Raw genomic sequence first — 24,242 nt, forward strand, 5'->3', positions numbered from 1 at the left:
GGCACGCTTCCCAAAAGAGGGGGAGATGACCGATGCATAGCGAGATCCTGAAGCCCGTTGTCGTGCTCATCGCGTGGACGCTGGTGATGCTAGTGTGGATGCTGTCGACGCGTCTGCCAGCGATGCGGGCATCTGGGGTCGACATCACCAAGCTTGTCGGCACAAAGGCGGCCGACGCCGACGGCCGCCTGCCGCCCAAGATCCAGTGGGTGGCGCACAATCACAACCATCTGATGGAGCAGCCGACGCTGTTTTACGCCGTCTGCGGGGTGATTGCGCTGACGGGCACCGGCAACGGGGTCAATGCGTGGATCGCCTGGGCCTATGTGGCGCTGCGCATTGCCCACAGCGTGTGGCAGGCAAAGGTCAACAAGGTTTCGGTGCGTTTCCTGCTCTTCCTCGGCGCGTCCTTGGCGCTGATCGCGTTGACGCTCCACGCGGCGATGGCAGTGTTCTGACGCTCTTCGGATCCTCCCCGGCACGGGGCGGATTGACTGGCGCGGTGGGCTCAGCCGAACAGGCGCGCCATCGCGCGGTCCAGCATCACCAATTGCCACAGCGTGCGGCCATGCTCGGCGCGCCCGGCACGATGGTCAGCCGCCAGTCGGGCGATCACGCCGGGATCGAACCAGCCCGACCCCACCAGTACACGCGACGTAGCGAGCGCCGCCGCCTCATCCGCCAGCGCCCCGCGAAACCAGACGCTGATCGGCGTGACGAAGCCCATTTTCGGGCGATACAGAATATCGCGCGGCAGATACCGCTCCATCGCCTTTTTGAGCAGCCACTTCCCCTGCCCGCCGCGCAACCGCATGTCAGCGGGTAGCCTGGCGGCGAACTCGACCAGGCGGTAATCGAGCAGCGGCTCGCGCGCCTCCAGCCCGACTGCCATACTGGTGCGGTCGGCCTTGGTCAGAATGTCACCGGGCAACCAATGCTGGAAATCGGCATATTGCGCGCGGTCGAGCGCATCGCGCGCCGGGGCATCGCGCATTGAGCGGACATAACGATCCTCGGCGCGATGCCCGCCGAGCGCGGTGCGCGCGTGATCGGTCAACAGCGCCGCGCGCAAGGCAGGTGTGGTCACCCCGACCGAGCGGGCATAGCCCTCCGCCCCATCCTCGGCGAGCGCGAGCAGCGTCGTCTTGGCGCGGAGCGGGCGCGGGGCCCAATCGGCCTTGGGATACCAGCGACCAAGCGTGCCGAACAGGTTCGAGCGGATCGAAGCGGGCACCATGGCGCGCACGCGCTCCTCCGCTGCCTGAAACTTATAGCGACGGTATCCGGCAAAGGCCTCGTCGGCCCCGTCGCCGGACAGCGCCACCGTCACATCCTCGCGCGCCAGCTCGCACACCCGGTACGTCGCCAGCGCCGACGCATCGGCAAAGGGTTCGTCAAAGGCATGGACCAGCGTGTCGATCAGCGAGAAATCGTCCGCTGCGACCACGCGCTCGCGGTGCTGCGTGGCGAAGCGCTCGGCGATCACATCGGCATAGCGGCGTTCGTCCAAGCTGTTCTCGTCAAACCCGATCGTGCAGGTGCGCACCGCGCCGCGCGAGGCCTCCGCCATCAGCGCGACCACCGCCGAGCTATCGACACCGCCCGACAGGAACGCGCCCAGCGGCACATCCGACACCATCCGCGACGTCACCGCGTCGCGTAGCAGCGCGACCAACTCTTCCTCAAGCGCCTTGGCCGATCCCGTCGCACGTCGGGAGAAGTCCACATCCCACCAGCGCGACGGCGCGGGCACCGGTTTGCCGCGCTCGATCAGCAGGCTGTGCCCGGCGGGCAGCTTCTTCACGCCCGCGACGAGGCAGGTGTCGTCGGGCACATAGCCAAACGCCAGATAATCCTCGACCGCGCGAATATCGGGCGCGCGCCGCAGCAGCGGATGCGCGAGCAGGCCCTTCAATTCAGACGCGAAAGCGACCCCGCCATCGGACAGCTCGACATAATGCAGCGGCTTCACGCCGAGCCGGTCGCGCGCGAGAAACAGGCATTGGCGCCGCGCATCATGCAGCGCGAAGGCGAACATCCCGTTCAGCCGATCGAGCAGCGCTGGTCCCCAGGCCGCCCAGCCGTGGAGCAGCACCTCGGTATCGCCCGCAGTCCTGAACACCGTGCCGAGTGCCTGTAACTCCGCGCGCAAGGCCGCGAAATTATAGATCTCGCCATTATAGGTGACGGTCAGCGCGCCATCAGCGCTCGCCATTGGCTGCGGCGATCCGGCGACATCGATGATCGACAAGCGCCGATGGCCCAGCCCCACCCCTGGCGCGGTCCACACACCCGATCCGTCGGGCCCGCGATGGGCCTGCGCATCCGCCATCGCCGCGATCCGCGCGGGATCGACGGGCTTTGGCGTCGCGGGATAATAGAGACCAGCAATACCGCACATCAGTTGATCATTCCCGCGCTGCGATCGGCCAGCCGTTCGATCGGTCCCAGCGCCGCGACAAACGCCGCCATCGCCAAGCGTGGATCATGGCCCGGCACCGCCTCGGCCGAGACATGCACCGCGACCGCGCGCTGCGGGCCGCCAAGCATCTTGGCCTTCAGTGTTTCCAGCTTCACCACGGGCCCCTTGTAGGTCAGCGTATCCCCAACGCGATACCAGGTGACCACTTGCCGCTCGACCGGCCCTGGCGCGGTGATGCGCATCGCCGATCCGCCCGCCAGATCGGGAAGATCGCCCACCCGCACCCATACATCATCCTCCCGCAGCGCGCCCACGCCGAAGGCGACCACCTCTTTGCCCTCATGCTGGCTGCCATAAACGGCGATCGCCAGATCGACCTGATCGCCCTTCGCATTGCCGTAGCGACCGAGCAGAAAATGGTCTGCACCCGGATAATTGGGTGCCCACGGCACACGCGCGCTCAGCGCGACGCGGTGCCAGCCCGGCACCTCCGGCAGGGCAATCCGCTCGGGCAGCGTCTGCGCGCGCCCGGCAATCGCTGCCGACCAGGCCGGGAACAGCGCGGCCAGCGCCAGCACCAGCACCGCCGCCAATGGCGCATCAAGACGGTAGCGCGGCACCGTTTGCAGCGCGGCCGGGTCGAACAGCGGCGCATCGGGCGCACGGTCAAACCAGCGCCAGCCGAGCGCCAGCACCGCTGCCATCACAACCGCAAAGAACAGCCAGCCATAGACGATATGGTCAAACCCGGTCGCGCGCTCGACCGAGGTGAGATAGGCGGCATAGATCGTTCCGAACGCCCGCACACCGTTTGCCAACACCGGCACCACCAACGCCACCACCATGAAGACCGCGCGTCTACGCCAGGACACGAAGCAGACATTGGCGACCAGGACGCCATAGGCGATCATCGCGATCACGAACTTCGCGCCGGAGCAGGCCTCGGCCACTTCGAAATAGCCATTGGGGATGGTGATCAGCACGCCATCGACCTCAGCGGGCACGCCGAACAGATGCAGCAGCGGCATGGTCAGCGCGACCGTGGCGGTCTGGAGCGGCCCCTCCAGCCCTTCACCAAACGGCACCAGGAACAGCGCATAGCCAAGCGGGAACAGTAGTGCGCGCGCGACATTGGGCCCGAGCAGGGTCACCACCGCCCCCTGCAGCATCAGCACAATCCCGAGATGCCGGGCAAGCGCCACGCCGCCCGCATCGCCCAGCAGCCAGCCAAAGCCGCCAATGGCGACCAGCGCCAAGCCCGGTGCCCAGGCGACGGGGGTAAGCTCGGCCAGCCCGGCGCGGCGCTGCCAAACAAGCCACGCCACTACGGGCGCAATGAACAGACAATGCCCAAAGGTCGTGCTGGTCCACCACAGCGTCGCGAGCGCGCGGACGTCGCTGCCGAACAGCAACAGGATCGCGACACTGGCGATGCCGAGCAGCACCGTTTGCCGCCGCCACACCTGCCCCGGCGCTGCATGTCCATCCCCGGCCAGCAGTCCCGGCTGGACGCGCATCCCAAGGGGCAGCGTCATGCGTTCAGGCCGCGCTGCGGCGCGGGGATGCCTTCACGCTGATCCCCAGGATCGCATCGAGCGGCGCGAGCCGCGCCTCCCAGCTATAGCGCGCCTGCACCTGCGCGCGCGCGTCGCGACCGATCTCCGCGCCCCGCACCGGATCGTTCAGGATGGCGATGACTTCCTCGGCAATCTCGCCAACGGTTTCGCCAATGCGGATCGTTCCGCCATGGTCGATCCCTTCCGCTGCCGCTCTGGACGCGACGACCGGACGGGCCATTGCCATCGCTTCCAACACTTTGTTCTGGACGCCGCGCGCGAGCTTAAGCGGCGCGACGACGACCGAAGCGGCGGCGATCCACCCGCGCACATCGGCGACTTCCCCGGTCACGATCACCCCAGGTTGCTTGGCCAGCGCCTTGACCGCATCGCTCGGTGCGCGCCCGACAATGGCGAAGCGGGCCTGCGGAAAGCGTACGCGAATGTGCGGCAGGATCGTCTCGACGAACCAGGTCACGGCTTCGATATTTGGCCGATAGTCCATTTGCCCGGTGAACACGATCAGCGCGCCGGTGGTGTCGATCCGCTTGAACGGCGCGGTCGGATCGAAAAATTCGGTGTCGATGCCATTCTCGACCACATGGACCCGCTCCGCCCCGGATTTGTCGCGGAACAGTTGCGCCTCGGCCGCGCTGACGAACAGGCTGGCATCTGCCCGCTGCGCGACCGCGCGCTCATGCTGGAACAGCAGCCGCGCTTCGCGCTTCATGAACCAGCGCATGATTCCGCCAGAACCCTTGGCATAGGCACCGAACTTTGCCGAATCCATGTCGACAAAATCCATAATCACTTTCTGGCGCGGCCGGGCCGGAAGATATTGTGCCATCTGGCTGGAAAAAACGTAAATCGTATCGATCGAATGCCGCGACAGCAGATTGTCGACCGCAGCGCGCAACGAGGCGTTGTCAAACGCCGCCAGCGAGACCGGCTTGCGCCCGATCAACGCCTCAAGCGCAGATGTGAGGCGCGATTTCGAACGCCAGATGATCGAGCGATTGGCGGTCAGCTTCGACAGGCCGCTCTTGCGCTTCATGTCGCGCGTGTCGTCGGCAAAGGCGATCAGATGCACGCGTTTGCGCGCCGCTAGATACTTCAGGATGTGAAAGCCACGAATCTTGTCCCCCCGATCGGGCGGGTACGGCACGCGATGCCCGAGGAAGAGAATATCACCCATTAACCAAGGCCTTTGGAGATGTGCGGTCCAAGCAGGTTAGCGACCACCAATGGCAGCTTTTTCCACATCGCCACCTTTTGGGCATAGCGTGGGTTCAAGGGATTGATGTCGCGCGATGACTCTCCAATCACCGCGCGTTTACCATACAGCAAGGGCACGCCGTCGAAACCCCAGTTCTTCTTGTAAGAGGCCGGTCCGGTTCCGACCTTGGAGCGACCGAAATCGAAATGCGTGCACCCGCGCGCGCGCGCATGGCTCATCAGCGCGAAATACATGCGGTCATTCGCGCGCAAGCCGCGCGCGGCGTGCGTGCCCCCGCCCCAATAGGGATAGACGGTGCCGTTGTAATAGAGGCTGAGCACGCTCGCCACCGCGCGCCCTTCGGACCGGATCGTGACAATGTCGGCGGCGGTGCCAAACTGTTCCAGCACGCAGCGGAACAACCGCGCCGGGAAGACCGGCGTTCCCAGGTTACGGACCGATTCGGCATAGACGGCGTAATGCGCGCGCACGTCCCCCGCATCGCGCCCGATCGAGACGGTAAGGTCGTTCTCAAGCGCCTTGCGCACTTCGGCGCGTTGCTTGCGCGGGATGGCGGCGAGCTCGGCGGCGTCGCTCTCCGCCAGCGGCCGCACGAAGCCGAGATAGCTGTGATCGTCGAAATCCCATGCCCCCTCGGGCATCGCGCCGCCGCGGAGCTCCAGCGTCGGGCACCCCAATCGCTGTGCGAGTGCCCATCCGCCATCGGCCAGCGCGGCCACCGCCGCAGGGTCATCCGCCAAAATACCGCCGCCAACCGCAAAGCCATTGGACACCAGCGCTTTGCCAAACAACCGCGAGCGTACTTCGGTTAACGGCAGCACGCCCGCGATCGATCCGTCGCCGCACTCGGCGATCAGGGTATGGCTGATCTGGCCGCACCCCTGCGCAACCGCCATGCTCCAGGCTGGCAGATGAAAGGGCGTCCCCTGCTTGTGGCCACGCACGTAGCTTTCCACCCGTTGACGCTCGCCGACATCACGCAAATCGATGGATCGTAGCGCGAGCAAGGGGGCCAGAGGCTGGATCGTCATGCCGCCATCCCAAGCGTTTGCACCGAGGGCAAATCGCGCACGACGGCATCCATCCGCCCCCAGTCGTGCCGACCGATCAATCCGCGCATCTTCCCCGCCATCGCGCCAAGGCGGCTGTAATGGCGCAGTTTTGACTTTAGCGGAGCATTGGTGACGCGCGGCTGGGCAGGATCGATTTCCCACGGGTGAAAGTAGAAGATCGCCGGCTGCCCGTCCGCCGATACTTGGCGCACTGCATAATCGGTGAGCACTGCCGGCAGCAGGCGGAAAAAGCCACCGCCGGTCGCCATGCGCCGCGCCCCGAATTGCGCGACGGTCACGGGCACTTCGACCAGATCCGCGTCCGCCAGCGGACGAAAAGCATAGCGCGGCGCTTCGGGCCAGCCATAATGATCGTGCCGCAGCGGTGCCACGCTGGAGGAATACGCATAGCCCTCCTCCGCCAGAATCCGGTGCGCCCAGGGCGTGCGCAGATCTATGGAGAAACTCGGCGCGCGATAGCCGGTGACGGCAACGCCGCCCGCATCCTCGAGCGTGCCGCGCGCACGCGCAAGATCGGCGCGGAAGGTTGCGGGATCCATCGTGAAGACGCGGTCGTGCCCCCAACCGTGGCTCGCCAGTTCATGCCCTGCATCAACGATCCGCCGGATGAGGCGAGGATAGCGCGCGGCAACCCAGCCCAGCGTGAAAAAGGTCGCCTGCACGCCGCTCTCGGCGAACAGCGCGAGCACGGCATCGGTATTGGCCTCCACGCGTGGCAGCAGCGAATCCCAATCGGCCCGGTCGATCACCGATTCAAAAGCGCCGACCTGGAACCAGTCCTCGACATCGACCGAAAGGACATGACGCACCGGCTTAATCCCGCGTGATGGGGAGCGGCGGCGCGGCACTGTGCTCGCCCTCGGCCCAGTCAACGAGCAGCTTCAGAACGCGGCGAAGCGCGATATCCTGCTCATCAACCCGTGCCTCAAGCGCGGCAATACGGGTAGCGACATCCGCAGTAGCGTCTGGCGCAGGCACGGGCTCCTCTTCCGCCACCGCCATCGGTGCAGGCTCAGGCTCAGGCTCAGGCTCAGGCTCAGGCTCAGGCTCAGGTTCCGGTTTGGGCTCTGGGGGAACAACCACCGGCTGTGCTTCAACAACCGCCACCGCTTCTTCGTGCAGCGCGCGGATCGGGCGCGGCGGGGCCGTCGGGGGCAGAATCGAAATCGGCAGTGGGCCGGGCTCCGGTTCCGGCGCAGGCGGTGGTGGTGGCGGACTGGCCAGGGGTTCGTCCGGCGCGGCCACCTCAGAAATCGGCTGCTCAACCGCAGGTGTCGCAGCCACAGCGGGTTCGGGCAGGACGATCGGCTTCACGCCCGGCATGTCGCCCGCGATATCGGCCACCACTGCGGCCACCGCCCGCGCATCGATCGTATCGATCCGCTCGATCGCGCCATACAGCATCACGCGCCCCGCCAATTGGTTCAGGCGGCGCGGTACGCCATCGGACCCGCTATAGAGGGCGGCGAACGCATCGGGCGTGAAATGCGGGCGCTCCTGCCAGCCGACCACCGACAGGCGATGCCGCATATAGGGCTCGACCTCTTCGGGCTCCATCGGATCGAGGTGATGCATTGCGATGACGCGCTGGCGCAATTGCTCCAGCCGGTCCGACCCGTGCAGCCGTTCGCGAAATTCGGGTTGGCCGAGCAGGAAGATCTGCAACAGCGCATGCCCGCCGGTCTGGAAGTTCGAGAGCATGCGCAACTCTTCCAGACTCGACACCGGCAGCGCCTGCGCTTCATCGACGATCAGCAGCGTGCGTCGTCCGGCGCGCGCGGTCGCGTGCAGCCCACGTTCGATCGCCACCAGCAACTGCGCCTTGGTCAGCCCCGCGCTGTCGACGTCCAGCCCGGTTGCAACCATGCGCAACAGGTCATCGGCTTCGATCTGCGTTGAAACGATCTTGATGACATGCAGCCGTGTCGGGTCAATCGTATCCATCAAATGGCCGACAAGCGTGGTCTTGCCCGCGCCGACGTCGCCCGTGATGACGATGAAACCCTCGCCCTGCGCCAAGCCATAGCCGAGATAGGCCATCGCCTTGCGATGCGTCGCCGTATCGAACCAGAAACGCGGATCAGGCGTCAACTGAAACGGTCGGCCGGTCAAACCATAATGATCGTCGTACATAATGTCGTCCTCGCAACCGGCATAGCAACCGATGCGTTTCAGAATTGATACCGCACCCCAACTTGGCCCTGCGCCGTCAACTGGTCCTCCGTACCTTTTTGGGTGAAGGAATACAGGCCCGCCGATGCCGTCGTCGCGATACGGCCAAAGTTATGGTAATACAGAGCGGTGGCTCCCGTACTGAAGACACCGGGGGCAGCCGAAATGCCGCTTTCGTAATAATTGGCGAAGACGTTACCACTCACGCCCGAATTGCGATCGATCGGGGCACTGACATAGGCCTGCGCGTAATAGCTGTCGTCGGTCACGCCGTCGATGCTGAAGCCGGTGCCGCTGGGAGCGTAAAAGCGCCGCTGGGCATAGCCTCCGCCAATCCCGAAGCTGAGCGCGCCGCGCTTCGCGGCAATGACCGCGTCGACACCGCGCGCGCGATACGCCGAGGTCGAGATCGACTGGAACACACCGTTCAGGCACCCGCCCGCCGCCGCGCTGCTGGTGCCAAAGGTGCAGCCGCTGAATTGCTGCGCAAAGGCATCGCGTTGATCGATGAAGCTGGTCGGCAAGTTCGAGATGCCCTCGCGCAATTGCCGCCCGAAGGTGTCGACGCTGTCGTACACGCCGACCTGAATGCCGATCGATTTGGACGCGGCATAGCTGAACGAGCCGGTATAGGTCATCCCACCATAACGCCGCCCTGCCCTTGCCTGCAGCGTGGTGCGCGGGCTTGGCCGCCAGATGACACCAGCATCATAGATCAGCCCGTCGGTCTGATAGGCGATGCGCGTCGGCGATGCGGGATCGGTCTGGAAGCGGCCGCGACTGTCGGTGACCGGCACCCCATTCGCGTCCTTCAACGGATCCTTCTGGCTGACCGTGATCTTTTCATAGCCTGCACCGCCCGTCACCGCGAGCGTGGGCAGAACCGGCAGGACGAGATCGCCCCGCGCCACCTTGCTTTCATATTTCTGATCGAGCTGCCCTGCGGTATCGCGCTCATAGCCCGCCGAAACATTGACGCCGACCGGCAGCACCGCCCCCGCTTTCACGCCGGCGCTCGCGTTGAAGACATGGCTCTGCGAGGTGTCGAACACGTCGAGCTTCGGGCTACCTGGGGCAACCCCGGTCGTCCCCGGCGCTTCGGCCTTGGTGAAACCGAAGCGATAGCTTGCCGCTACGCCGACCGGGCCGAGATGGCTGGCGACCGTCGGGCCGACATAGGCCGAATAGACCTGGCTGATATTGTCGACATTCCCGGCCAGATTGCCCGGAGCCGCACCGCGAATGTCGGAGCGGACTCGTGTGGCAATCGCGCCGCCTTCCAGCGTCACGCCGGGGGCGACACGCACGGTCGCCCGGGCCAGGCCGCTATGCACATCGTCGTCGCCGACCTTCTTGCTATACGAAAAGCGCCGCTCGTAGCGGTAGCTCACCTGGAGCTGCGTGCGCTGGGTCTGGACCGACGCATCGACCCCAGCGGCGACCGTCGAATAGGTCAGCACATCGTCATTCTTGAGGTCAGCGGTAACGACTTGCCCGATTTCGATATAGGGCGTGATCGAGCGCTTGCGCTCTTCCGCATGCGCGGGTGCGGTCGCAAGCACGGCGATGATCCCTGCGCCGAGCGCACGGGACAAAGATGAGATCGGGCGCGTCATAGGGCGTCCTCTTCCTGGCCATATCCATAATAATCGCCGAAGCGGCGTCCGCCGGGCGTCAGCGCCACGGCGTTGAGGAGAAGCTGAATATGCTCGCACGAATCGAGCAGGTTTATCGCCGCGCGCAGATCGCTTTCGCTGGTGCGGTCGGCGCGGACGACGAGCATGATCTGCCCGACCTGCGCCGCCAGCACGCTTGCCGGCGATGCCGCGAGCACGGGCGGAGAATCGAAAATCAGCAGGCGTTTGGGATCGGCAGTGAGCAGCTGCGTGATCAACGTTCCGGTGCGCGCGCTGGCGACGAGTTCAGTATCAGCCGGCGTTCGCGTGCCACATGGCAGCAAGCTCAGATGGGGAATGTCCGTCCGCACGACACAGGCTTCGACATCGATGCTCGGGTCGGCAAGCGCATCCAACAGCCCCGCCTGTTCGGCGAGGCCGAATTGCGCCATCACATCGGGCTTGGCGAAGTCCGCGTCGATCAGCAGCACTTCGAGGTCGCGCTCGGCCGCCAGCGAAAGCGCGAGGTTGACCGCGCAATAGGTTTTACCGTCATTCGGCCGCGCCGAGCTGACCAGCAGCAGGCGCGAAAGCTCGGCATCGCTCTTGCTCACGCTGCGCGCGGTCGCCAGCAATTGCCGCTTTACCAGGCGGAACTCCTCCGCCAGCGCCCCGACCGCAGCCCCGGGCACGAGCAAACCGCGCTCAGCCAACATCACGCGGTCGATCGTGGCGGCACCCGCAAGATGCCCCTGCCGGGCAACCGGTCGCGCGGGCTTTGGCTGCGCAGGGGGCAGATCGGCGCGCGGCTGTGCAGCGCCGATCGCCGGGGTCGGATGATCGACCGCTGGCAAAGCATAGGGCGCGCGTGCGTCCGCCTTGAAATCATAGGTCGCAGCAGCGCGTTCCAGCAGCGACGGGCGAACTTTGCGGGGCGTCAGGTCGCTCATGCCGCCAACCCCCGCTGCAGCATTTCCACGCCCAGCAGCGCCACATAGGCTACGCCAAGCCCGGCAACACCGCCGCCATAATAGACCAACATCCGCCGCCGCGCGGCTGTCTGTGCGGCGGTGACCAGCTCGCCAATCGAGCCGAGCACGGGCATTCCGGTTGCCTTTTCGAGCCGGGCGGCGGTGGCGAAGGTGGTCTTCAACTGCCCGAGCACAAACGCCGCCGCCACGCCGCCGCCAAGCGCTGCGATCAGCACGCCGGTCAGCAACAGGGGCCGGTTCGGCGCAGTCGGAACGCGGGGCGCCGTTGGCGGATCGATGACGCTGAACTTGATCGAATCGGTCTGGCTTTGCGCTTGTCCGCGCAGCTTGATCGCTTCGCGATCGGCCAGCAGCTTGGCATAGCCGTCCTTCAGCACCTGATAATCATTGTCGATCTTGGATTGCTGCGCGGCCACGCCGGGATCCCCCGCAAGCTTTGCGGTGATCGTATCGAGATCGCGCTGGAGTTGCGCCCTGCGTGCGTTCAGCGCGGCGACCTGGGCCTGCTTGTCCGCCTGAATCGACCGCAACGAAAGATACGCCGGATTGGTGGCGGACGCGGCCCCAGCCGATACGGGTTCGCCGCGCGCGGCGGCTTGCGCGGCGGCCAATTGGCTGCGCAGCGCGATCACGTCGGGATGGTTCTCGGTATAGCCCCGTGCGCGCACATCGGCGAGCTGACCCTGGATCGCATTGAGCCGCGCCCGCGCCGGGCCGACACCCGCCGCGCTCGTGGCCCCGGCGACGCTGGCGGGAACACCCGCCATCTGGCCGTTCACCGCCGCCAGGCTGGATTGCGCAGCGGCAAGGTCGCTCTCGACTTGCGCCATCGCGGTCCGGGCGGCCCCCATGCGATCGGTCAGCGATCCGCTACCCGGCAAGCTGCCGAGATAGTGGTTCTGGAAATCGGCGCGCTTGGCGTCGGCATCGGCGAGTTGCTTCTGGCGTTGCTCGAGCTGGGCATCGAGGAATCTGAGGCTCGTGCTCGTCTCGTCACGGTCACCCGACAGATTCTGTTCGACAAACAGGTCGATCAGCTTCTGCACGACTTGCCGGGTAACCTTGGGGCTGGAGCCGGTCGCGACGATTTCGAACAGATTGTCCTGCTGCGCGGTGATCTTGATCGCCTTGGCCAGGCCCGCGACGCGATCGGCCACATCGCGATCGGTCTTTACCGTATTCGCAAGGTCAGTGCCGCGCACCACCTTCTCCAGGCTGACCGCGCTGGTCAGCGTCTGGCGGATCATGTCCATGTCCTTCTGCTGGTCGGCAGGGGTGATGCCGACTGCGTTGGGCAGGATCGTGTTCATCTGCACGGACACGCGGGCGCGCGATTCATAGCTGTTGGGAATTTGCGCGACCACCGCCCAGCCGAGCACAGCAATGCCCCAGGCAACCGCCAGCGCGATCCACCGGCGCATCCAGATCGTATGGAGCGCGACCCGTATTTCATCGAGCAAGCCGTTCATCCGCCGGTCCGTGCTCAGAACATGCTCTGCGGGATGATGATCACATCCCCCGGCTCAAGCCGGACGTTGGCGCGGCTGTCGCCATCCTTGAGCAAGCTCGACAGCTTGATGTTATATTCGACCTGCTTGCCGGTTTCGCGATTGTAACGAACCAGCTTCGCGCGGTTGCCCGCCGCATATTCGCTGAGCCCGCCGACCGAGATCATCGCGTCGAGCAGCGTCATATTGGCGCGATAGGGAATCGAAGCGGGCTTGGCGGTCGCGCCGACGATGCGCACTTGCTGGCTGAACGTACCCGAGAAATTTTCGACGATGACCGAGACGATCGGATCCTTGATATATTCGCCGAGCGCGATCTTCATGTCGTCGGCGAGCATCCGCGGCGTCTTGCCGACGGCGGGCATGTCGCTGATCAGCGGCGTGGTGATCCGTCCATCCGGCCGCACCTGGACCTTCGCCGACAGTTCGGGATTGCGCCAGACGAAGATGCTGAGCTGGTCGAGCGGGCCGATGACATATTCCTCGCCCGGCTGCTCCTGCGTCGCCACGAACGATGCCTGCGGCAGTTCCGAACGGCCCCCGCCAACGCACGATCCGAGCGTCAACGCCGCGACGCCAACACCCAGCAACCCGCGGAAAGATTTGAAAAACCGTGCCATCTCTACCTCCCGCCGCGAGGTACTGCCGATGGCGTCACGTCTGACGCGCAGGGGGCAGGTTCACGGCTATCGTGCCGCTATGAGACGAAAGAGGTGAAAATTGCGTTAGGAATGCTCGCTTTGGCCCACCAGCAGCTCGCGCGGCAGGGGATGGCCCAGAAACGCAGTGGGGCTGGCCGACAGGCCATAAGCGCCCGCCATGAACACCGCGACGAGGTCGCCGACATCGGCGACCGGCAGCGTGACGCGGTCCGCCAATCGGTCGAGCGGGGTGCATAAGGGCCCGACGACACTGACGGTTTCGGTCGGGGCATCGGGGGCAGCAGTGGCGATCGCGACGGGATAATTGCGCTTCACCACCGTGCCGAGATTCCCGGAGGCGGCAAGCTGGTGGTTCATGCCGCCATCGGTAACGAGGAAGGTTTCGCCCCGGCTTTCCTTGCGATCGACCACGCGCGTCAGATACACGCCCGCCTCGCCCACCAGCCAGCGCCCCAGCTCGATCGCGAACCGCGTATCCGCGAGGATCAGTGCGCGCTTGCCCAGCGCTTCTGCCAGCGCGTCGCCGATCGCCTGCACGTCGAGCGGCGTCTCGCCCGGGAAATACGGAATGCCAAAGCCGCCGCCGAGATTGACCAGCGGCGGCATGACGCCAACCGCGTCGGCCAGCCGCCCCGCGAGCGCCAGCGTTTCGGCCTGTGTTTCGATGATCGCGCGGGGATCGAGCGCCTGCGATCCGGCAAAGATGTGGAAACCGCGCCAGTCCGCTCCGGCGTCGATCACGTGCCTGGCCACAGCGGCGGCACGATCGGCATCGATACCGAAAGGCGACGCACGCCCGCCCATGCGCATCCCCGATCCGCGCAATTCGATCTCCGGGTTCACCCGGATCGCAAGCCGCGGCGTGACGCCATGCCGCTCGCCGATCGCCAGCGCGCGCGCCGCTTCACCGGAAGATTCAAGATTGATCGTCGCGCCCGAGCGGATTGCAAACTCCAGTTCGTCATCGCGCTTGCCCGGCCCGGCAAAGCTGATCCGCGCACCCGGCTTCACCGGCAGCGCCATCGCCAATTCGCCCCCCGACGCGACATCCAGCCCATCGACCAATGGCGCGATCGCAGCGAGCAGCGGCGCGAACGGATTGGCCTTGATCGCATAATGCAGGTCGATCGTGGGGAAGGCCGCGCGAAACCGCTGAATGCGGGCCTGCACCACCGCCATGTCGTAGACGAACAAGGGAGTGTCGCCGACCATTGCGGCCCAATGCGCCGCCTCCTGCCCGCCAATCCGCAGCGGCGTGATCTCGAAATCCGCCGGAATCGTGCCCATCGGCTTCATGACGTCATCTCCGCTTTCAGCGCCGCGCGATCGAGCTTGCCATTGGCGTTGCGCGGTAGCTCGGTGCGCCATGCATAGCGTGCAGGCTGCTGGAAACTTGGCAAATCGCGCCGCAGCCGCGCGCGCAAAGCGGCCTCTTGCGTGCCGTCCCCGCGCGCGACCACGATGATCGCTTGCCCAAGGCGCGGATCGGGCACGCCCAGCGCCACCGCCTCCGCCGTTTCGCCGCCCGCGACCACGGCTTCCTCGATCTCGGTCGGGCTGATGCGGTTGCCCGCGCTCTTGATCATCTCATCATCGCGCCCGACGAAGCGGAGCAGGCCGTCGCCATCGCGCACCACGGTATCGCCCGACCACACTGCCATGCCGCCCGATCGGGACCAGGCGGGTGCCGGACGGAAGCGCTCAGCGGTCCGTGCGGCATCCTGCCAATAGCCTTGCGCGACCAATGGCCCGGCATGGACGAGCTCGCCCGGCTCCCCCGCCGCCGCTGCAGTGCCATCCGATCGCACGACCATGATCTCGGCAAAGGGAATCGCGCGGCCGATCGAGTCGGGATGGGCCGCGACCAACTCGGGCGCGAGATAGGTCGAGCGGAACGCCTCGGTCAGCCCGTACATCGGATACAGATCGGCTTGCGGAAAGCGCGCGCGCAACCCCGCAACGAGCGGTGCGGTCAACGCGCCCCCCGAATTCGTCAAACGTTTCAAACGATTTGCTGTATCTTGTGGCCACTCGGCCTCAAGCACTTGCACCCACAAAGGCGGGACGCCAGCCACTGTGGTGGGCGCGAGGCGATCGACGGCCTTCACCACGTCCTTGGCGGTCAGATAATCGAGCGGCGCGTAGCTTGCCCCGGCGGCCCAGGTCGAGAAGAGCTGGTTCTGTCCATAATCGAAACTGAGCGGCAGCACGCCGAGCACCCGGTCCACAGAGGTAAGCTTCAAATAGTGCGCGACGCTGATCGCGCCCAGCCAGAGATTGGCATGGCTGAGCATCACGCCCTTGGGCCGCCCGGTCGATCCGGAGGTATAGAGGATCGCCGCGAGTGTGTCCGGATCGGCATTGCTGGCAGGCAGCGCCGCCTCAAGGCTTATGCTTTCTTCCAGGAAAAGGGCGCAATCCTCTGAAAGATCACCTTGTTCCAGCGTCGCACTCCGCCCCGCCTGCGTCACCAGTGCGACCGCGCCGCTATCCGCCAGGATATGCGCGACCTGTGCGCGCTTGAGCATCGGGTTGATCGGCACATGCACCAGACCGGCGCGCGGGGCCGCCATGGGTAGCACGCAGGCCAACCGCGTCTTGGGCAACCAGCTCGCCACCCGCGCGCCCGGCGGGTACCCCTGCCCGGCCAGCCATGCCGCCACTTGCCCGGTCAACCGCTCCAGCCCGGCAAAATCGAGCGTGCCGTGCCGGTCGACCAAAGCCGGATCCGCTGCGCGTCCTCTCAGCGGCAGCGTGTCGATGGGGCGTGCTGTGGGGTCGAGCGCGATCATGCCTCTTGATAGCCGCCACCGCCCGGCTGTGAAGAGGAGTTGTCGGGCCGCTCTTGGCAGCGGACCGCCCAGTCTCTATCGCAGCGCACCATAACCCACCATTTGGGGCTCGCAGTGATTTCTGAAGATTACGATCGTATCGATGCCACGCTCCGTTCAACCCTGCGCGATGTGCTGGGCCTGAGCGAGACCCGTGCGGCAGCGCTAGATGCCGACACGCCGCTGTTCGGGGCGATGCCCGAGCTGGATTCGATGGCGGTGGCCGGGCTGCTGACCGAAATCGAAGAGCGGCTGGGCATCCTGATCGAGGATGACGAAATCGATGGCGAGATGCTGGAAAGCTACGGCGCGCTGGTCCGGTTCGTCGCCACCAAGACGCGCCGCTAGCAATTCGATGAGCGCCGCTTGATCGCCTCGTATCAGGCAAGCGGCGGTCGGGAGGCCATGCTGCGCTTCGGGCCCGATCAAGGGCCGCTCGTCGCGGTCGCCCTGCCTTTGTTCGAAGACGCCAATCGCGTGCGTGGCTTTGCGGTCGCCATTTGCCGGGCGCTGGCGGCGCGCGGGGTAGCAACGGTATTGCCCGACCTTCCCGGCCAGGGCGAGAGCCTGGTGCCGCTGGAAAACTGCGGCATCCTCGACATTGCCGATGGGTTCGATTGCGCGACCAAAGAGGCCTGGAACGCCAATCGCAGGCTTTATGGCGTGGCCTTGCGCAGTGGCGCGCTGCTCGACAAGCTCGCCTTGCTCGACGGGCGCTGGCATTTCGCACCGCAGGACGGCCCATCTGTCTTGCGCGACCTGAAGCGGATCAAGCAGGCGTCGCAGCCGCATATCAGGCTGTCGGATGCGGACTGGTATTTCGACCTCCAGGCACCGGCAGATCACCCCGACCCTCCGGTCGAAATCGCCGGGAACCTGATCTCCACCGCGCTGCTGACCGACCTATCCGTCTATGCCCCGTGGACGCCCGCAGATGGCGGCCCGGTGCGCATCGTGCGTCTCGACAGCGATCCAGCCCCTGCCGATCGCCATGTTCCGGGCACGGCGCTGTGGCGCCGCGCCGAGCCCGGCAATGACGTCACGCTGGCTCGGTTGCTCGCCGACGACATCGCCGACTGGATCGCGACATGCGAACGGTAACCACCTTCGATTGCGCGGGCGAGACGCTGTTCGGCACGCTGGATACAGCCGCCGGCGAGACCGGCTTGTTGATCGTGTCGGGCGGCAATGAAATCCGCATCGGCGCGCATCGCGGCATGGCGCTACTCGCCCAGCGCCTCGCCGCGCACGGGGTGCCGGTGTTCCGCTTCGACCGTCGCGGCATCGGCGATTCGACCGGCGAGAATGGCGGGTTCCGCACTTCAGGCCCCGATATCGCCAGCGCCGCCGCCGCCTTCCGCGCCCTATCCGGGATCGAACGGCTCGTGGCATTCGGCAATTGCGATGCGGCAACGGCCCTGGCCCTGTTCGGAGCGGAGGCTGCAATCGAGACGCTGATCCTCGCCAATCCGTGGCTGATCGAACAGGATGACGCCCTTCCCCCCGCCGCCGCGATCCGCGCGCGCTATGCGGCCAAGCTCAGAAACCCACGCGAGTGGCTCAGGCTGCTCCAAGGGCAGGTCAATTTGAAAAACCTATTCAAGGGATTGAACAAGGTTTTTCACAATGTGCCGAAGGGAAGCACGCCCCTCGCGACGGAGCTGCTCGACGCGTTAGCGACCTGGGGCGGTCGCGCAACGATCCTGCTGGCGCGCCGCGACAATACCGCCCTCGCCTTTGCGGACGCCGCGCGCGCGCACCAAGGCACGTTGCAAATGCTGTTCTGTGAAACCGACAGTCACAGCTTCGCCCATCCCCAGGATGCCGAGTGGCTCGAACAGCAGATCGTTGCCGCCCTGTCTCGCCTGCCAGAGGCGGGCTGAACCTTACTCCGCCGCCTCGGCCATTTCGAACTCGGCCTCGGCCAGGAAACGCTCGGCGTCCAGTGCCGCCATGCAGCCCGTGCCTGCCGCCGTCACGGCCTGGCGATACACCTTGTCCATCACATCGCCGCACGCGAACACACCGGGCACGCTGGTGCGGGTCGAGCCGGTCTCGACCCAGATGTAATGATCGGCATCGAGCTTCAAATGCCCACGGAACAATTCGGTCGCCGGATGATGGCCGATCGCGACGAAACCGCCCTCCGTATCAAGCCGTGACCGTTCGCCGGTGACGGTATCGATCAGTTCGAGCGCGACGAGGCCGCTGGTGCCGCCGCCATCGACAAAGGAATCGACTTCCTTGTTCCACAGCACCGTGATGCCCTTGTGCGCGAACAGCCGCTCCTGAAGGATCTTCTCGGCGCGCAGCGAATCACGACGATGGATCAGCGTCACGTCGGGCGAATGGTTGGTGAGGTATAAAGCTTCCTCAACCGCAGTGTTGCCACCGCCGATCACCGCGACCTTCTTGCCGCGATAGAAAAAGCCGTCACAGGTGGCGCAAGCGCTGACGCCCTTGCCCTTCAGCGCCTCTTCGCTGTCGAGCCCAAGCCATTTGGCCTGTGCCCCCGTCGCGATGATGAGCACATCGCCTTCGTAAATATCGCCGCTATCGCCGACCAGGCGGAACGGGCGCTGGCTGAAATCGACCTCCACCACCGTGTCATACATCAGCGTGGTGCCGACATGCTCGGCCTGCTTCTGCATCTGCTCCATCAGCCAGGGGCCCTGGATGACGTCGGCGAAACCGGGATAATTTTCCACATCGGTGGTGGTCATCAACTGGCCGCCGGGCTGAATGCCCTGAACAAGGATCGGCTTCATCCCGGCCCGCGCGCCATAGATGGCTGCGGAAAGACCGGCCGGGCCGGAGCCCAGAATCAACATGCGTGTCGTGTGGGTGGTCATGGTCGCTTTCGTCCTGTCGGCCCGCCGCCTCTAGGGCAGCGACAGGCCGACTGGCAACATGGTGGGTAGGCGGCGGCGCGCAAGAGGCCCGCCGCCAGATCGATCAGGCCGGAATCCGGTACATGGCGCACAGTTTGTTGCCAGCCGGATCGCGCAGATAGGCCAGATACAGCTTCACCACCCCACCATCGCGGATGCCGGGGTCCTCCTCGATCGGCGTGCCGCCCGCCGCGATGCCGGCCGCGTGCCACGCATCGACTTGCTCGGGCGACTGTGCGGCGAAACCGATCGTCCCGCCATTGGCGTGGCACGCTGGCTCGCCGTTAATGGGCTTGGTGACCAGGAACATGCTGCCATTGTGCATGTAGAAAATACGACCATTATTGTCGGAACCGTGCCGCGCGCCGAGCGCGCCGAGCGTCGCGTCGTAAAATGTGCGCGAGGCTTCCAGATCATTCGATCCGACCATGACGTGACTGAACATAGCTGCTCCCTCTTCCAGGCTGCGCCGCGCTTGATCGGCGGCGTCACGTCGGCCGCTAGCGCATTCGTTCGGGCTGGGAAACCGTAGATCGGTGCAGATCTGGTCGCGAGTGGTAGCGAAGGACCGCTACCAACGTAATCACCCCGCGCGCTCCATAATGACCTGAGGCCGCCACGCCCCCCTAGGCGGCCGGCCACCGCCCCCAGCCTACCGCGAGGCCCCCCGTAGCCGGACCACCGTCCAGCCACATCCTCCGCACGTTCGGCGTCGAAGCGAGTGCGCTTCTGGCGACGGTTTTGTGCGTCCTTTGATTTCGAGCCTGGGGGCCGAACGATGCATCGTTCCAGAACATCAAAAAGCGGGCCGACCCGCGTCCGCAAAAACGAGCGCGGCGTGAACCGCATCCATCGCAGAACCTTCGACATCGACAGCGCAGAGGCGAAGAAGCATGCCCCTCTAGGTGACGACGGCTCCTTCGAGAGCTCGGAAATGATGCGCCAGGCGCTCCTGGAGACGGTCACCGAGGTGCGCCGAACGACCGCACAGACCACGCGCTACGGCCAGGGCATCATCACCAGAGTCGGCGAAGCCGCCATGCGGACGCTCTTCAACCCTAAACACGGCTTCGATCATTTCACCGGGACAAACGACCTGGCGAACAGTCAGATCGCCAAGCACGGCATCTTTTGCATGCGCCAATGGCAGCGCGTGAAACCGGTCCTGGAATCGCTCGGCTTAATCTCATTCGTCCATCGCTCGATCCCCACCGGCCTCGGCAAAGCGCCGGGGGTAGAGCAGCATATCCAGATCTCGGATCTGTACTGGTTTTCTCCCGCCAACCTGGTGCCGTGGGTGAAAGAGATCTTCGACACGGTGCATGCGCGGATCAAGGCAAAGTGGCTCGATCGCGAAAAGGGCAAGCCACGCGTCCGGCGGCCGCTGGTGAAGCGTGACAGGCCGCACTGCCGCATCCCGGCGCTGCTGAACCCCATCGGCTGGGCGCGCGCCAAGGCCGCCGAGGCAGCCGCACACATGCATCCAGTCGCGACCTACGAAAGCGAAGAAGCGAGGGCCATCGCATTTGCCACCGAATGGGCTCGCGCAACCATACCGGGGTGACATTCTGGCGGAGCCCACTGGCTCTACAGGTTTTAGATTTAAAGGAGTCGCTGCGCGACGCGTTAATTTGATCCCCACCCCGCGCTGAAAGCGCCAGAACAGCCGTAACCCGACCGCCTAGCTTGGCTGTCGGGCTTTTGTGCTATCGAGTGGGGAGAGCACGAACCGTGCCACCCTGCCCCCGGAGCGTGGCGCGTTGTGCGCGGTCGGAAAGGGCGCGATCCTCGAGACCGACGACGATTATCCGATCAGGACCTCGGCCCATTCCTCAAGCAACGCGCGACGCGCCGAGAGATGTTCGGCGCGGTTATAGGCGCGCTCCACCTTTTTCATGTCCTTTGGTACGTGGCCTAGCGTGCGGTCGATATCGGCGCGACATTCCGGCCGCCGCTCGTTCATGACGGTGGAGAAACTGGCGCGCCAGCCATGTGGGACGTGGCGGCCACCGAAGCCCGCGCGGACATAGAGCTCGCCGATCGCGCCGGCACCAATTGGTTGAGCGCCAGCCCGCCCGGGAAAGACGAAGCTCGATGGTTCGCCCGGCACCGCCATTCTCGCGCGCACCGCGCGCAAAATCGCAGCGGCGGGCGCGGAAAGCGGCACGATATGATCATTGGCGGGGTCGCGCTTATTTGCCGCACCGAGTTTCATCCGCGCCGCCGGCACGCGCCAGATCGGCGCATCGCCTTCGAGGTCCTCGACTTCGCACCATTCCATGCCGCGCAGCGCCGCCAGGCGCACGGCGGTCAGCGCCAGGAAGCGCGACGCCTGTCGCAGGATCGGCGCGGCATCGAGCGCGTCGACTTTGGCGACGAGCGCGCGCAGCTCGGCAACCTCGACCAGCGCGGCCTGGCGGCCGCTTGCTGGCGCGGCCGCGAGCGCTTCGCGGACGTCGGCCGGATTGTCGATCGACGTCCAGCCCTTGGCGCGCGCGAACTCGAACACCGCCTCGATCCGCTGGCGCAACCGCCGCGCCGTCTCGATCGCGCCGCGCGCCTCGACGCGCTCGAGCACATCGAGCACCATGGGCCGTGTGATCGATCCAAGCGCGATCGCGCCGATCGCGGCGAACGCGTCGCGCTCGAGGCTTTCGATCACGTCGACGGCGTGCACCGGCGACCAGCCCAACGCGCGATGCGCATGCCACGCCCGCGCCGCGCCCTCAAAGCTGGTGACGGCGGACGCGTCCGGCCGAGGATCCTCGCCGCGCGCAATCGCCGCGCGCGCCACGTCGCGCCTGGCGCGAGCTTCGGCAAGCGAGATCGCGCCAAAGGTCAACGTCTGCTCGCGCCCGTCCTGGTCGCGATAGCGCATCCGGAAGGATTTGGTGCCGGTGGGCGCGACATGGAGATAGAGCCCCTGCCCATCCGTCCTCTTATAGGCGCGCGGCTTCGGCTGCGCGGCTAGCACCGCAGCGTTGGTTAGCATATGATGCTCCTGGAGACTGGAGTTTTGCGATGGAAGATCATGGGCTCGGCGCGGCCATGACGATGGCGCGGATAGTGTTTGAGCAATCGAGCCGGCGGTCCGGCCGAACTGAAGGGTTGCTGCAGCGCGCGCGCGCTGGCGACGTCATTGTCGTCATCGCCCCGCGCGAAAGGATGCGGCTCGAGCGTAAGTTGAAAGAGATGGGGAAGGCCGACATCAAGGTCGTGGTGATGACGCCTGACCGAAACCCGATGGAACGCGGTGGGACGAACCCTAAGGGCGCAACCCTATTCGATCACACGTGGATCGAAGCGTGGTGGACGCGGAAAATTCAAGCGATTCGGGACGAGCTCGAGCTAATCGAAAAGGCGATGTCGACCGAACCGCCGCCGCCGATCAGTGAGAACGACATGGCTTGGCGCTTTTCTAATTTCGCGTATCTGCCGTGAGCACTGTGGCCGAGGACCTCGCCTGGCTGGAAGAGCACGCGTTCGAGTGCACCGTCATGATGAATAATCATCGTTCGAACTTTGATACGGTCGCCCAGTTAGTCGCCGACGGCGAGATTGACGACGAGGACTGGACGGATCCCCCAGCGAAAACGAACGCGATCACCACGAACCGTTTGGTCGAGGTGATCGTCTATCCGTGCGGTTCGGTCAGCTCATTCGCCATATACGGCACGGATCTGGCGGTGGTGATCGCTTCGGCGCGCGAACATTGCGCGGGCGAACAGGCGCGGTGGCGGAACAACGGCATGGTGCCGCTTCACCAGCGGCCAGACGTTGAAAGCGCTGCTTAATCGCCGAAGCAACGGAGGCACCCACGATGCGAAAGATGAAATCTGAGGTGCTGCGCAGATCGTTGCGGCTAGGTGGCCCGAGAGCATGGCAGCTTTACAAAGCCGCCTATGCGCTGCGTTGCGCGGCCGATGAGGTCAGCGACGAAGGCATTGGCGAGACGGTGCTCGCGCAGCAACTGCTCGAGCAGGCTGGTCGCTTGGATCAACGGCGTCGGCGGCTCATAAGGAAAGGATAGACACATAATTTAATGTGTGAGCGGCCGGAGGCACCCTCCGCCCCGGTTGCTACGGCCCGCAGAAAACTGCGGGTTTCGGGATCGAGAACGGGTATGATACCCACTCTCAAAAGCCCGATACCCGCACGATCAATTGCGGATGATCAGTTCCGTCACCTTCTTGCCACGGCCGGCCGCCGCTGACGACAACGACCAGGTCGTCTCCACCTCGGCGATCGCGAAGCGGGCGAAAGCTTGGCGGATGAAGGGCGTATCGTTGATCGACAGAATGAACCGACCCGAGATGTCGGCGAGTTGCTCAGCCATCGCGAGATAATTATCGCGGCCGAACTCGATCCCATAACCTGTCGTCTCGTCATAGGGCGGATCGAGGAAGAACAGCGTGGCCGGGCCGTCATACCGCCGGATCAGATCGGCATAGTCCAGCTGCTCGATCGTGACGGATGCAAGACGGTCGCGCAGCAGTTTGAGCTCGGCGCGCAGCGCGGCGAGGTTGAACCGCGAATCCTGGTCGCGGCGCACGCCGAACGTCCGGCCAACGACGCGCCCGCCAAATGCTAGGCGCTGCAGGTAGAGGAAGCGGACCGCGCGCTCGATATCGGTGAGCAGCCGAGGATCCAGCGCACGCTGCCGCTCGAATTCTGTCCGACTGGCGATCAACCAGCGGAGCTCGGCAACGAACGGCTCATAATGGCGTCGCACGACCCGGAACAAGTTGGCGACGTCGCCGGATAAGTCGTTGATGACCTCAACAGCTGCGGCAGCAGGCCGGCGGAGAAACACGCCGCCCATACCGACAAAGGGCTCAACGTACGTTCGGTGGGGGGTGTCGGCGATCATAGCGACGAGCCGCTTAGCGAGGTTGCGCTTACCTCCGAGATAGGGCGGGGGTGGGCGAACAGCGATTGACGCATTCATTCAGGCTTCGTCCTTTGGGGAAAGAAGCACGTCGGCTACGCGCGCTGGTAAGCCGCCGATCGGCGCGATCGGCGAGCACCTGGCCGATGATATCGGCACCAGGATGATGGAACGACCACTGGCCGCAAAAGCTGTAAGCGATTCCTACGCGGCCAACCGACCCGAACCGGGTGGTTAGCCGCGCAGGAACACAGGGAACCACGCCCTGCATATTCCCCCGAAGGGTCTTTTAGTTTGCAGGCCACCCGGCGAACCGGTGCCTGCGTTCAAACCGCGCGCGCGGGCCACTCCTAACGGCTAAGCTCAGAGCGGCAGGCCCACTATGCCACGCGTC

24 protein-coding genes are annotated in these 24,242 nt (G+C 65.3%); 8 read left to right on the top strand and 16 right to left on the bottom strand.

Going from position 1 to position 24,242, the window contains the following annotated elements:
- The first annotated feature begins 32 nt into the window (after positions 1-32).
- On the top strand, positions 33-458 hold the full coding sequence (locus tag ON00_RS02425) for an MAPEG family protein (RefSeq protein WP_010402952.1): 426 nt from the start codon (positions 33-35) through the stop codon (positions 456-458).
- Between the two features lie 50 nt (positions 459-508).
- Here ON00_RS02425 and ON00_RS02430 read toward each other — a convergent pair whose 3' ends face one another.
- The 12 genes from ON00_RS02430 to ON00_RS02485 form a co-directional block, all read right to left on the bottom strand.
- Positions 509-2,401, bottom strand: coding sequence for an XrtA/PEP-CTERM system amidotransferase (locus ON00_RS02430; protein ID WP_010402953.1), 1,893 nt, complete (start codon positions 2,399-2,401; stop codon positions 509-511).
- Complete coding sequence (gene xrtA, locus ON00_RS02435; protein ID WP_050810954.1) at positions 2,401-3,939, bottom strand: exosortase A; 1,539 nt, start codon at positions 3,937-3,939, stop codon at positions 2,401-2,403. The genes ON00_RS02430 and xrtA overlap by 1 nt, the downstream gene beginning before the upstream one ends.
- A gap of 22 nt (positions 3,940-3,961) precedes the next feature.
- Positions 3,962-5,173 carry a TIGR03087 family PEP-CTERM/XrtA system glycosyltransferase gene (locus ON00_RS02440; protein ID WP_010402955.1) on the bottom strand — a complete coding sequence of 404 codons (1,212 nt, stop codon included), beginning with the start codon at positions 5,171-5,173 and terminating at the stop codon, positions 3,962-3,964.
- Entirely contained in the window at positions 5,173-6,246 is a 1,074-nt protein-coding gene (locus ON00_RS02445; protein ID WP_010402956.1) for a FemAB family XrtA/PEP-CTERM system-associated protein, read from the bottom strand. The genes ON00_RS02440 and ON00_RS02445 overlap by 1 nt, the downstream gene beginning before the upstream one ends.
- Positions 6,243-7,097: an XrtA system polysaccharide deacetylase gene (locus ON00_RS02450; protein ID WP_010402957.1), complete on the bottom strand. Its 855-nt coding sequence runs from the start codon at positions 7,095-7,097 to the stop codon at positions 6,243-6,245. Before ON00_RS02450 ends, ON00_RS02445 begins: the two co-directional genes overlap by 4 nt.
- 4 nt (positions 7,098-7,101) lie before the next feature.
- Positions 7,102-8,421, bottom strand: a complete 1,320-nt coding sequence (locus ON00_RS02455) for an ExeA family protein (RefSeq protein ID WP_010402959.1) — start codon at positions 8,419-8,421, stop codon at positions 7,102-7,104.
- Between the two features lie 38 nt (positions 8,422-8,459).
- Positions 8,460-10,076: a hypothetical protein gene (locus tag ON00_RS02460; protein WP_010402960.1), complete on the bottom strand. Its 1,617-nt coding sequence runs from the start codon at positions 10,074-10,076 to the stop codon at positions 8,460-8,462.
- Complete coding sequence (locus ON00_RS02465) at positions 10,073-11,026, bottom strand: P-loop NTPase family protein (protein ID WP_010402961.1); 954 nt, start codon at positions 11,024-11,026, stop codon at positions 10,073-10,075. The genes ON00_RS02460 and ON00_RS02465 overlap by 4 nt, the downstream gene beginning before the upstream one ends.
- A complete protein-coding gene (locus ON00_RS02470; protein ID WP_010402962.1) occupies positions 11,023-12,537 on the bottom strand; it encodes an XrtA system polysaccharide chain length determinant in 1,515 nt (504 codons plus the stop codon). Before ON00_RS02470 ends, ON00_RS02465 begins: the two co-directional genes overlap by 4 nt.
- 14 nt (positions 12,538-12,551) lie before the next feature.
- The gene (locus ON00_RS02475) at positions 12,552-13,196 is read right to left on the bottom strand and encodes an XrtA/PEP-CTERM system exopolysaccharide export protein (protein ID WP_010402963.1); all 645 of its coding nucleotides are present in this window, start codon (positions 13,194-13,196) and stop codon (positions 12,552-12,554) included.
- A 105-nt stretch (positions 13,197-13,301) separates the two neighbouring features.
- Positions 13,302-14,534 carry a pyridoxal-dependent decarboxylase, exosortase A system-associated gene (locus ON00_RS02480; protein WP_010402964.1) on the bottom strand — a complete coding sequence of 411 codons (1,233 nt, stop codon included), beginning with the start codon at positions 14,532-14,534 and terminating at the stop codon, positions 13,302-13,304.
- Complete coding sequence (locus ON00_RS02485) at positions 14,531-16,030, bottom strand: AMP-binding protein (RefSeq protein ID WP_010402965.1); 1,500 nt, start codon at positions 16,028-16,030, stop codon at positions 14,531-14,533. The genes ON00_RS02480 and ON00_RS02485 overlap by 4 nt, the downstream gene beginning before the upstream one ends.
- Positions 16,031-16,144: 114 nt before the next feature.
- Between ON00_RS02485 and ON00_RS02490 the strand changes: the two genes are divergently transcribed.
- The 3 genes from ON00_RS02490 to ON00_RS02500 are packed head-to-tail and all read left to right on the top strand — an operon-like array spanning position 16,145 to position 17,952.
- Positions 16,145-16,417, top strand: coding sequence for an acyl carrier protein (locus ON00_RS02490; protein ID WP_029622363.1), 273 nt, complete (start codon positions 16,145-16,147; stop codon positions 16,415-16,417).
- An 18-nt stretch (positions 16,418-16,435) separates the two neighbouring features.
- A complete protein-coding gene (locus ON00_RS02495) occupies positions 16,436-17,170 on the top strand; it encodes a hypothetical protein (protein WP_029622364.1) in 735 nt (244 codons plus the stop codon).
- Complete coding sequence (locus ON00_RS02500; protein WP_010402970.1) at positions 17,158-17,952, top strand: hydrolase 1, exosortase A system-associated; 795 nt, start codon at positions 17,158-17,160, stop codon at positions 17,950-17,952. Before ON00_RS02495 ends, ON00_RS02500 begins: the two co-directional genes overlap by 13 nt.
- 3 nt (positions 17,953-17,955) lie before the next feature.
- On the opposite strand, the gene trxB is transcribed toward ON00_RS02500, so the two are convergent.
- Positions 17,956-18,921 (bottom strand): thioredoxin-disulfide reductase, encoded by a 966-nt coding sequence (trxB, locus tag ON00_RS02505; protein ID WP_010402973.1) that lies wholly within the window; start codon positions 18,919-18,921, stop codon positions 17,956-17,958.
- Between the two features lie 103 nt (positions 18,922-19,024).
- Positions 19,025-19,405 carry a VOC family protein gene (locus ON00_RS02510; RefSeq protein WP_010402974.1) on the bottom strand — a complete coding sequence of 127 codons (381 nt, stop codon included), beginning with the start codon at positions 19,403-19,405 and terminating at the stop codon, positions 19,025-19,027.
- 333 nt (positions 19,406-19,738) lie between these two features.
- On the opposite strand from ON00_RS02510, the gene ON00_RS02515 reads away from it, so the two are divergent.
- Complete coding sequence (locus ON00_RS02515; protein ID WP_211207100.1) at positions 19,739-20,524, top strand: hypothetical protein; 786 nt, start codon at positions 19,739-19,741, stop codon at positions 20,522-20,524.
- A gap of 240 nt (positions 20,525-20,764) precedes the next feature.
- Here ON00_RS02515 and ON00_RS02520 read toward each other — a convergent pair whose 3' ends face one another.
- Positions 20,765-21,952 carry a tyrosine-type recombinase/integrase gene (locus tag ON00_RS02520; RefSeq protein ID WP_010402976.1) on the bottom strand — a complete coding sequence of 396 codons (1,188 nt, stop codon included), beginning with the start codon at positions 21,950-21,952 and terminating at the stop codon, positions 20,765-20,767.
- A gap of 29 nt (positions 21,953-21,981) precedes the next feature.
- On the opposite strand from ON00_RS02520, the gene ON00_RS02525 reads away from it, so the two are divergent.
- Genes ON00_RS02525 through ON00_RS02535 form a run of 3 tightly spaced genes read left to right on the top strand, consistent with a single transcriptional unit; the run spans position 21,982 to position 22,990 of the window.
- Positions 21,982-22,401 carry a hypothetical protein gene (locus ON00_RS02525; RefSeq protein ID WP_010402977.1) on the top strand — a complete coding sequence of 140 codons (420 nt, stop codon included), beginning with the start codon at positions 21,982-21,984 and terminating at the stop codon, positions 22,399-22,401.
- The gene (locus tag ON00_RS02530) at positions 22,398-22,754 is read left to right on the top strand and encodes a hypothetical protein (protein WP_029622365.1); all 357 of its coding nucleotides are present in this window, start codon (positions 22,398-22,400) and stop codon (positions 22,752-22,754) included. Before ON00_RS02525 ends, ON00_RS02530 begins: the two co-directional genes overlap by 4 nt.
- A 35-nt stretch (positions 22,755-22,789) precedes the next feature.
- Positions 22,790-22,990 (top strand): hypothetical protein, encoded by a 201-nt coding sequence (locus ON00_RS02535; RefSeq protein WP_029622366.1) that lies wholly within the window; start codon positions 22,790-22,792, stop codon positions 22,988-22,990.
- 129 nt (positions 22,991-23,119) lie between these two features.
- On the opposite strand, the gene ON00_RS02540 is transcribed toward ON00_RS02535, so the two are convergent.
- Positions 23,120-23,908, bottom strand: a complete 789-nt coding sequence (locus ON00_RS02540) for a DNA adenine methylase (RefSeq protein ID WP_029622367.1) — start codon at positions 23,906-23,908, stop codon at positions 23,120-23,122.
- Positions 23,909-24,242: the final 334 nt, after the last annotated feature.

The organism is Sphingomonas echinoides ATCC 14820 (assembly GCF_000241465.1).
Lineage (GTDB): Bacteria > Pseudomonadota > Alphaproteobacteria > Sphingomonadales > Sphingomonadaceae > Sphingomonas > Sphingomonas echinoides.

Bases quoted from the DNA above. Each gene is read 5' to 3' on its own strand.
- ON00_RS02425 (WP_010402952.1), top strand. From the start codon at position 33: ATGCATAGCGAGATCCTGAAGCCCGTTGTCGTGCTCATCGCGTGGACG.
- ON00_RS02430 (WP_010402953.1), bottom strand. From the start codon at position 2,401: ATGTGCGGTATTGCTGGTCTCTATTATCCCGCGACGCCAAAGCCCGTC.
- xrtA (WP_050810954.1), bottom strand. From the start codon at position 3,939: ATGCGCGTCCAGCCGGGACTGCTGGCCGGGGATGGACATGCAGCGCCG.
- ON00_RS02440 (WP_010402955.1), bottom strand. From the start codon at position 5,173: ATGGGTGATATTCTCTTCCTCGGGCATCGCGTGCCGTACCCGCCCGAT.
- ON00_RS02445 (WP_010402956.1), bottom strand. From the start codon at position 6,246: ATGACGATCCAGCCTCTGGCCCCCTTGCTCGCGCTACGATCCATCGAT.
- ON00_RS02455 (WP_010402959.1), bottom strand. From the start codon at position 8,421: ATGTACGACGATCATTATGGTTTGACCGGCCGACCGTTTCAGTTGACG.
- ON00_RS02460 (WP_010402960.1), bottom strand. From the start codon at position 10,076: ATGACGCGCCCGATCTCATCTTTGTCCCGTGCGCTCGGCGCAGGGATC.
- ON00_RS02465 (WP_010402961.1), bottom strand. From the start codon at position 11,026: ATGAGCGACCTGACGCCCCGCAAAGTTCGCCCGTCGCTGCTGGAACGC.
- ON00_RS02470 (WP_010402962.1), bottom strand. From the start codon at position 12,537: ATGAACGGCTTGCTCGATGAAATACGGGTCGCGCTCCATACGATCTGG.
- ON00_RS02475 (WP_010402963.1), bottom strand. From the start codon at position 13,196: ATGGCACGGTTTTTCAAATCTTTCCGCGGGTTGCTGGGTGTTGGCGTC.
- ON00_RS02480 (WP_010402964.1), bottom strand. From the start codon at position 14,534: ATGAAGCCGATGGGCACGATTCCGGCGGATTTCGAGATCACGCCGCTG.
- ON00_RS02485 (WP_010402965.1), bottom strand. From the start codon at position 16,030: ATGATCGCGCTCGACCCCACAGCACGCCCCATCGACACGCTGCCGCTG.
- ON00_RS02500 (WP_010402970.1), top strand. From the start codon at position 17,158: ATGCGAACGGTAACCACCTTCGATTGCGCGGGCGAGACGCTGTTCGGC.
- trxB (WP_010402973.1), bottom strand. From the start codon at position 18,921: ATGACCACCCACACGACACGCATGTTGATTCTGGGCTCCGGCCCGGCC.
- ON00_RS02510 (WP_010402974.1), bottom strand. From the start codon at position 19,405: ATGTTCAGTCACGTCATGGTCGGATCGAATGATCTGGAAGCCTCGCGC.
- ON00_RS02515 (WP_211207100.1), top strand. From the start codon at position 19,739: ATGCATCGTTCCAGAACATCAAAAAGCGGGCCGACCCGCGTCCGCAAA.
- ON00_RS02520 (WP_010402976.1), bottom strand. From the start codon at position 21,952: ATGCTAACCAACGCTGCGGTGCTAGCCGCGCAGCCGAAGCCGCGCGCC.
- ON00_RS02525 (WP_010402977.1), top strand. From the start codon at position 21,982: ATGGAAGATCATGGGCTCGGCGCGGCCATGACGATGGCGCGGATAGTG.
- ON00_RS02535 (WP_029622366.1), top strand. From the start codon at position 22,790: ATGAAATCTGAGGTGCTGCGCAGATCGTTGCGGCTAGGTGGCCCGAGA.
- ON00_RS02540 (WP_029622367.1), bottom strand. From the start codon at position 23,908: ATGAATGCGTCAATCGCTGTTCGCCCACCCCCGCCCTATCTCGGAGGT.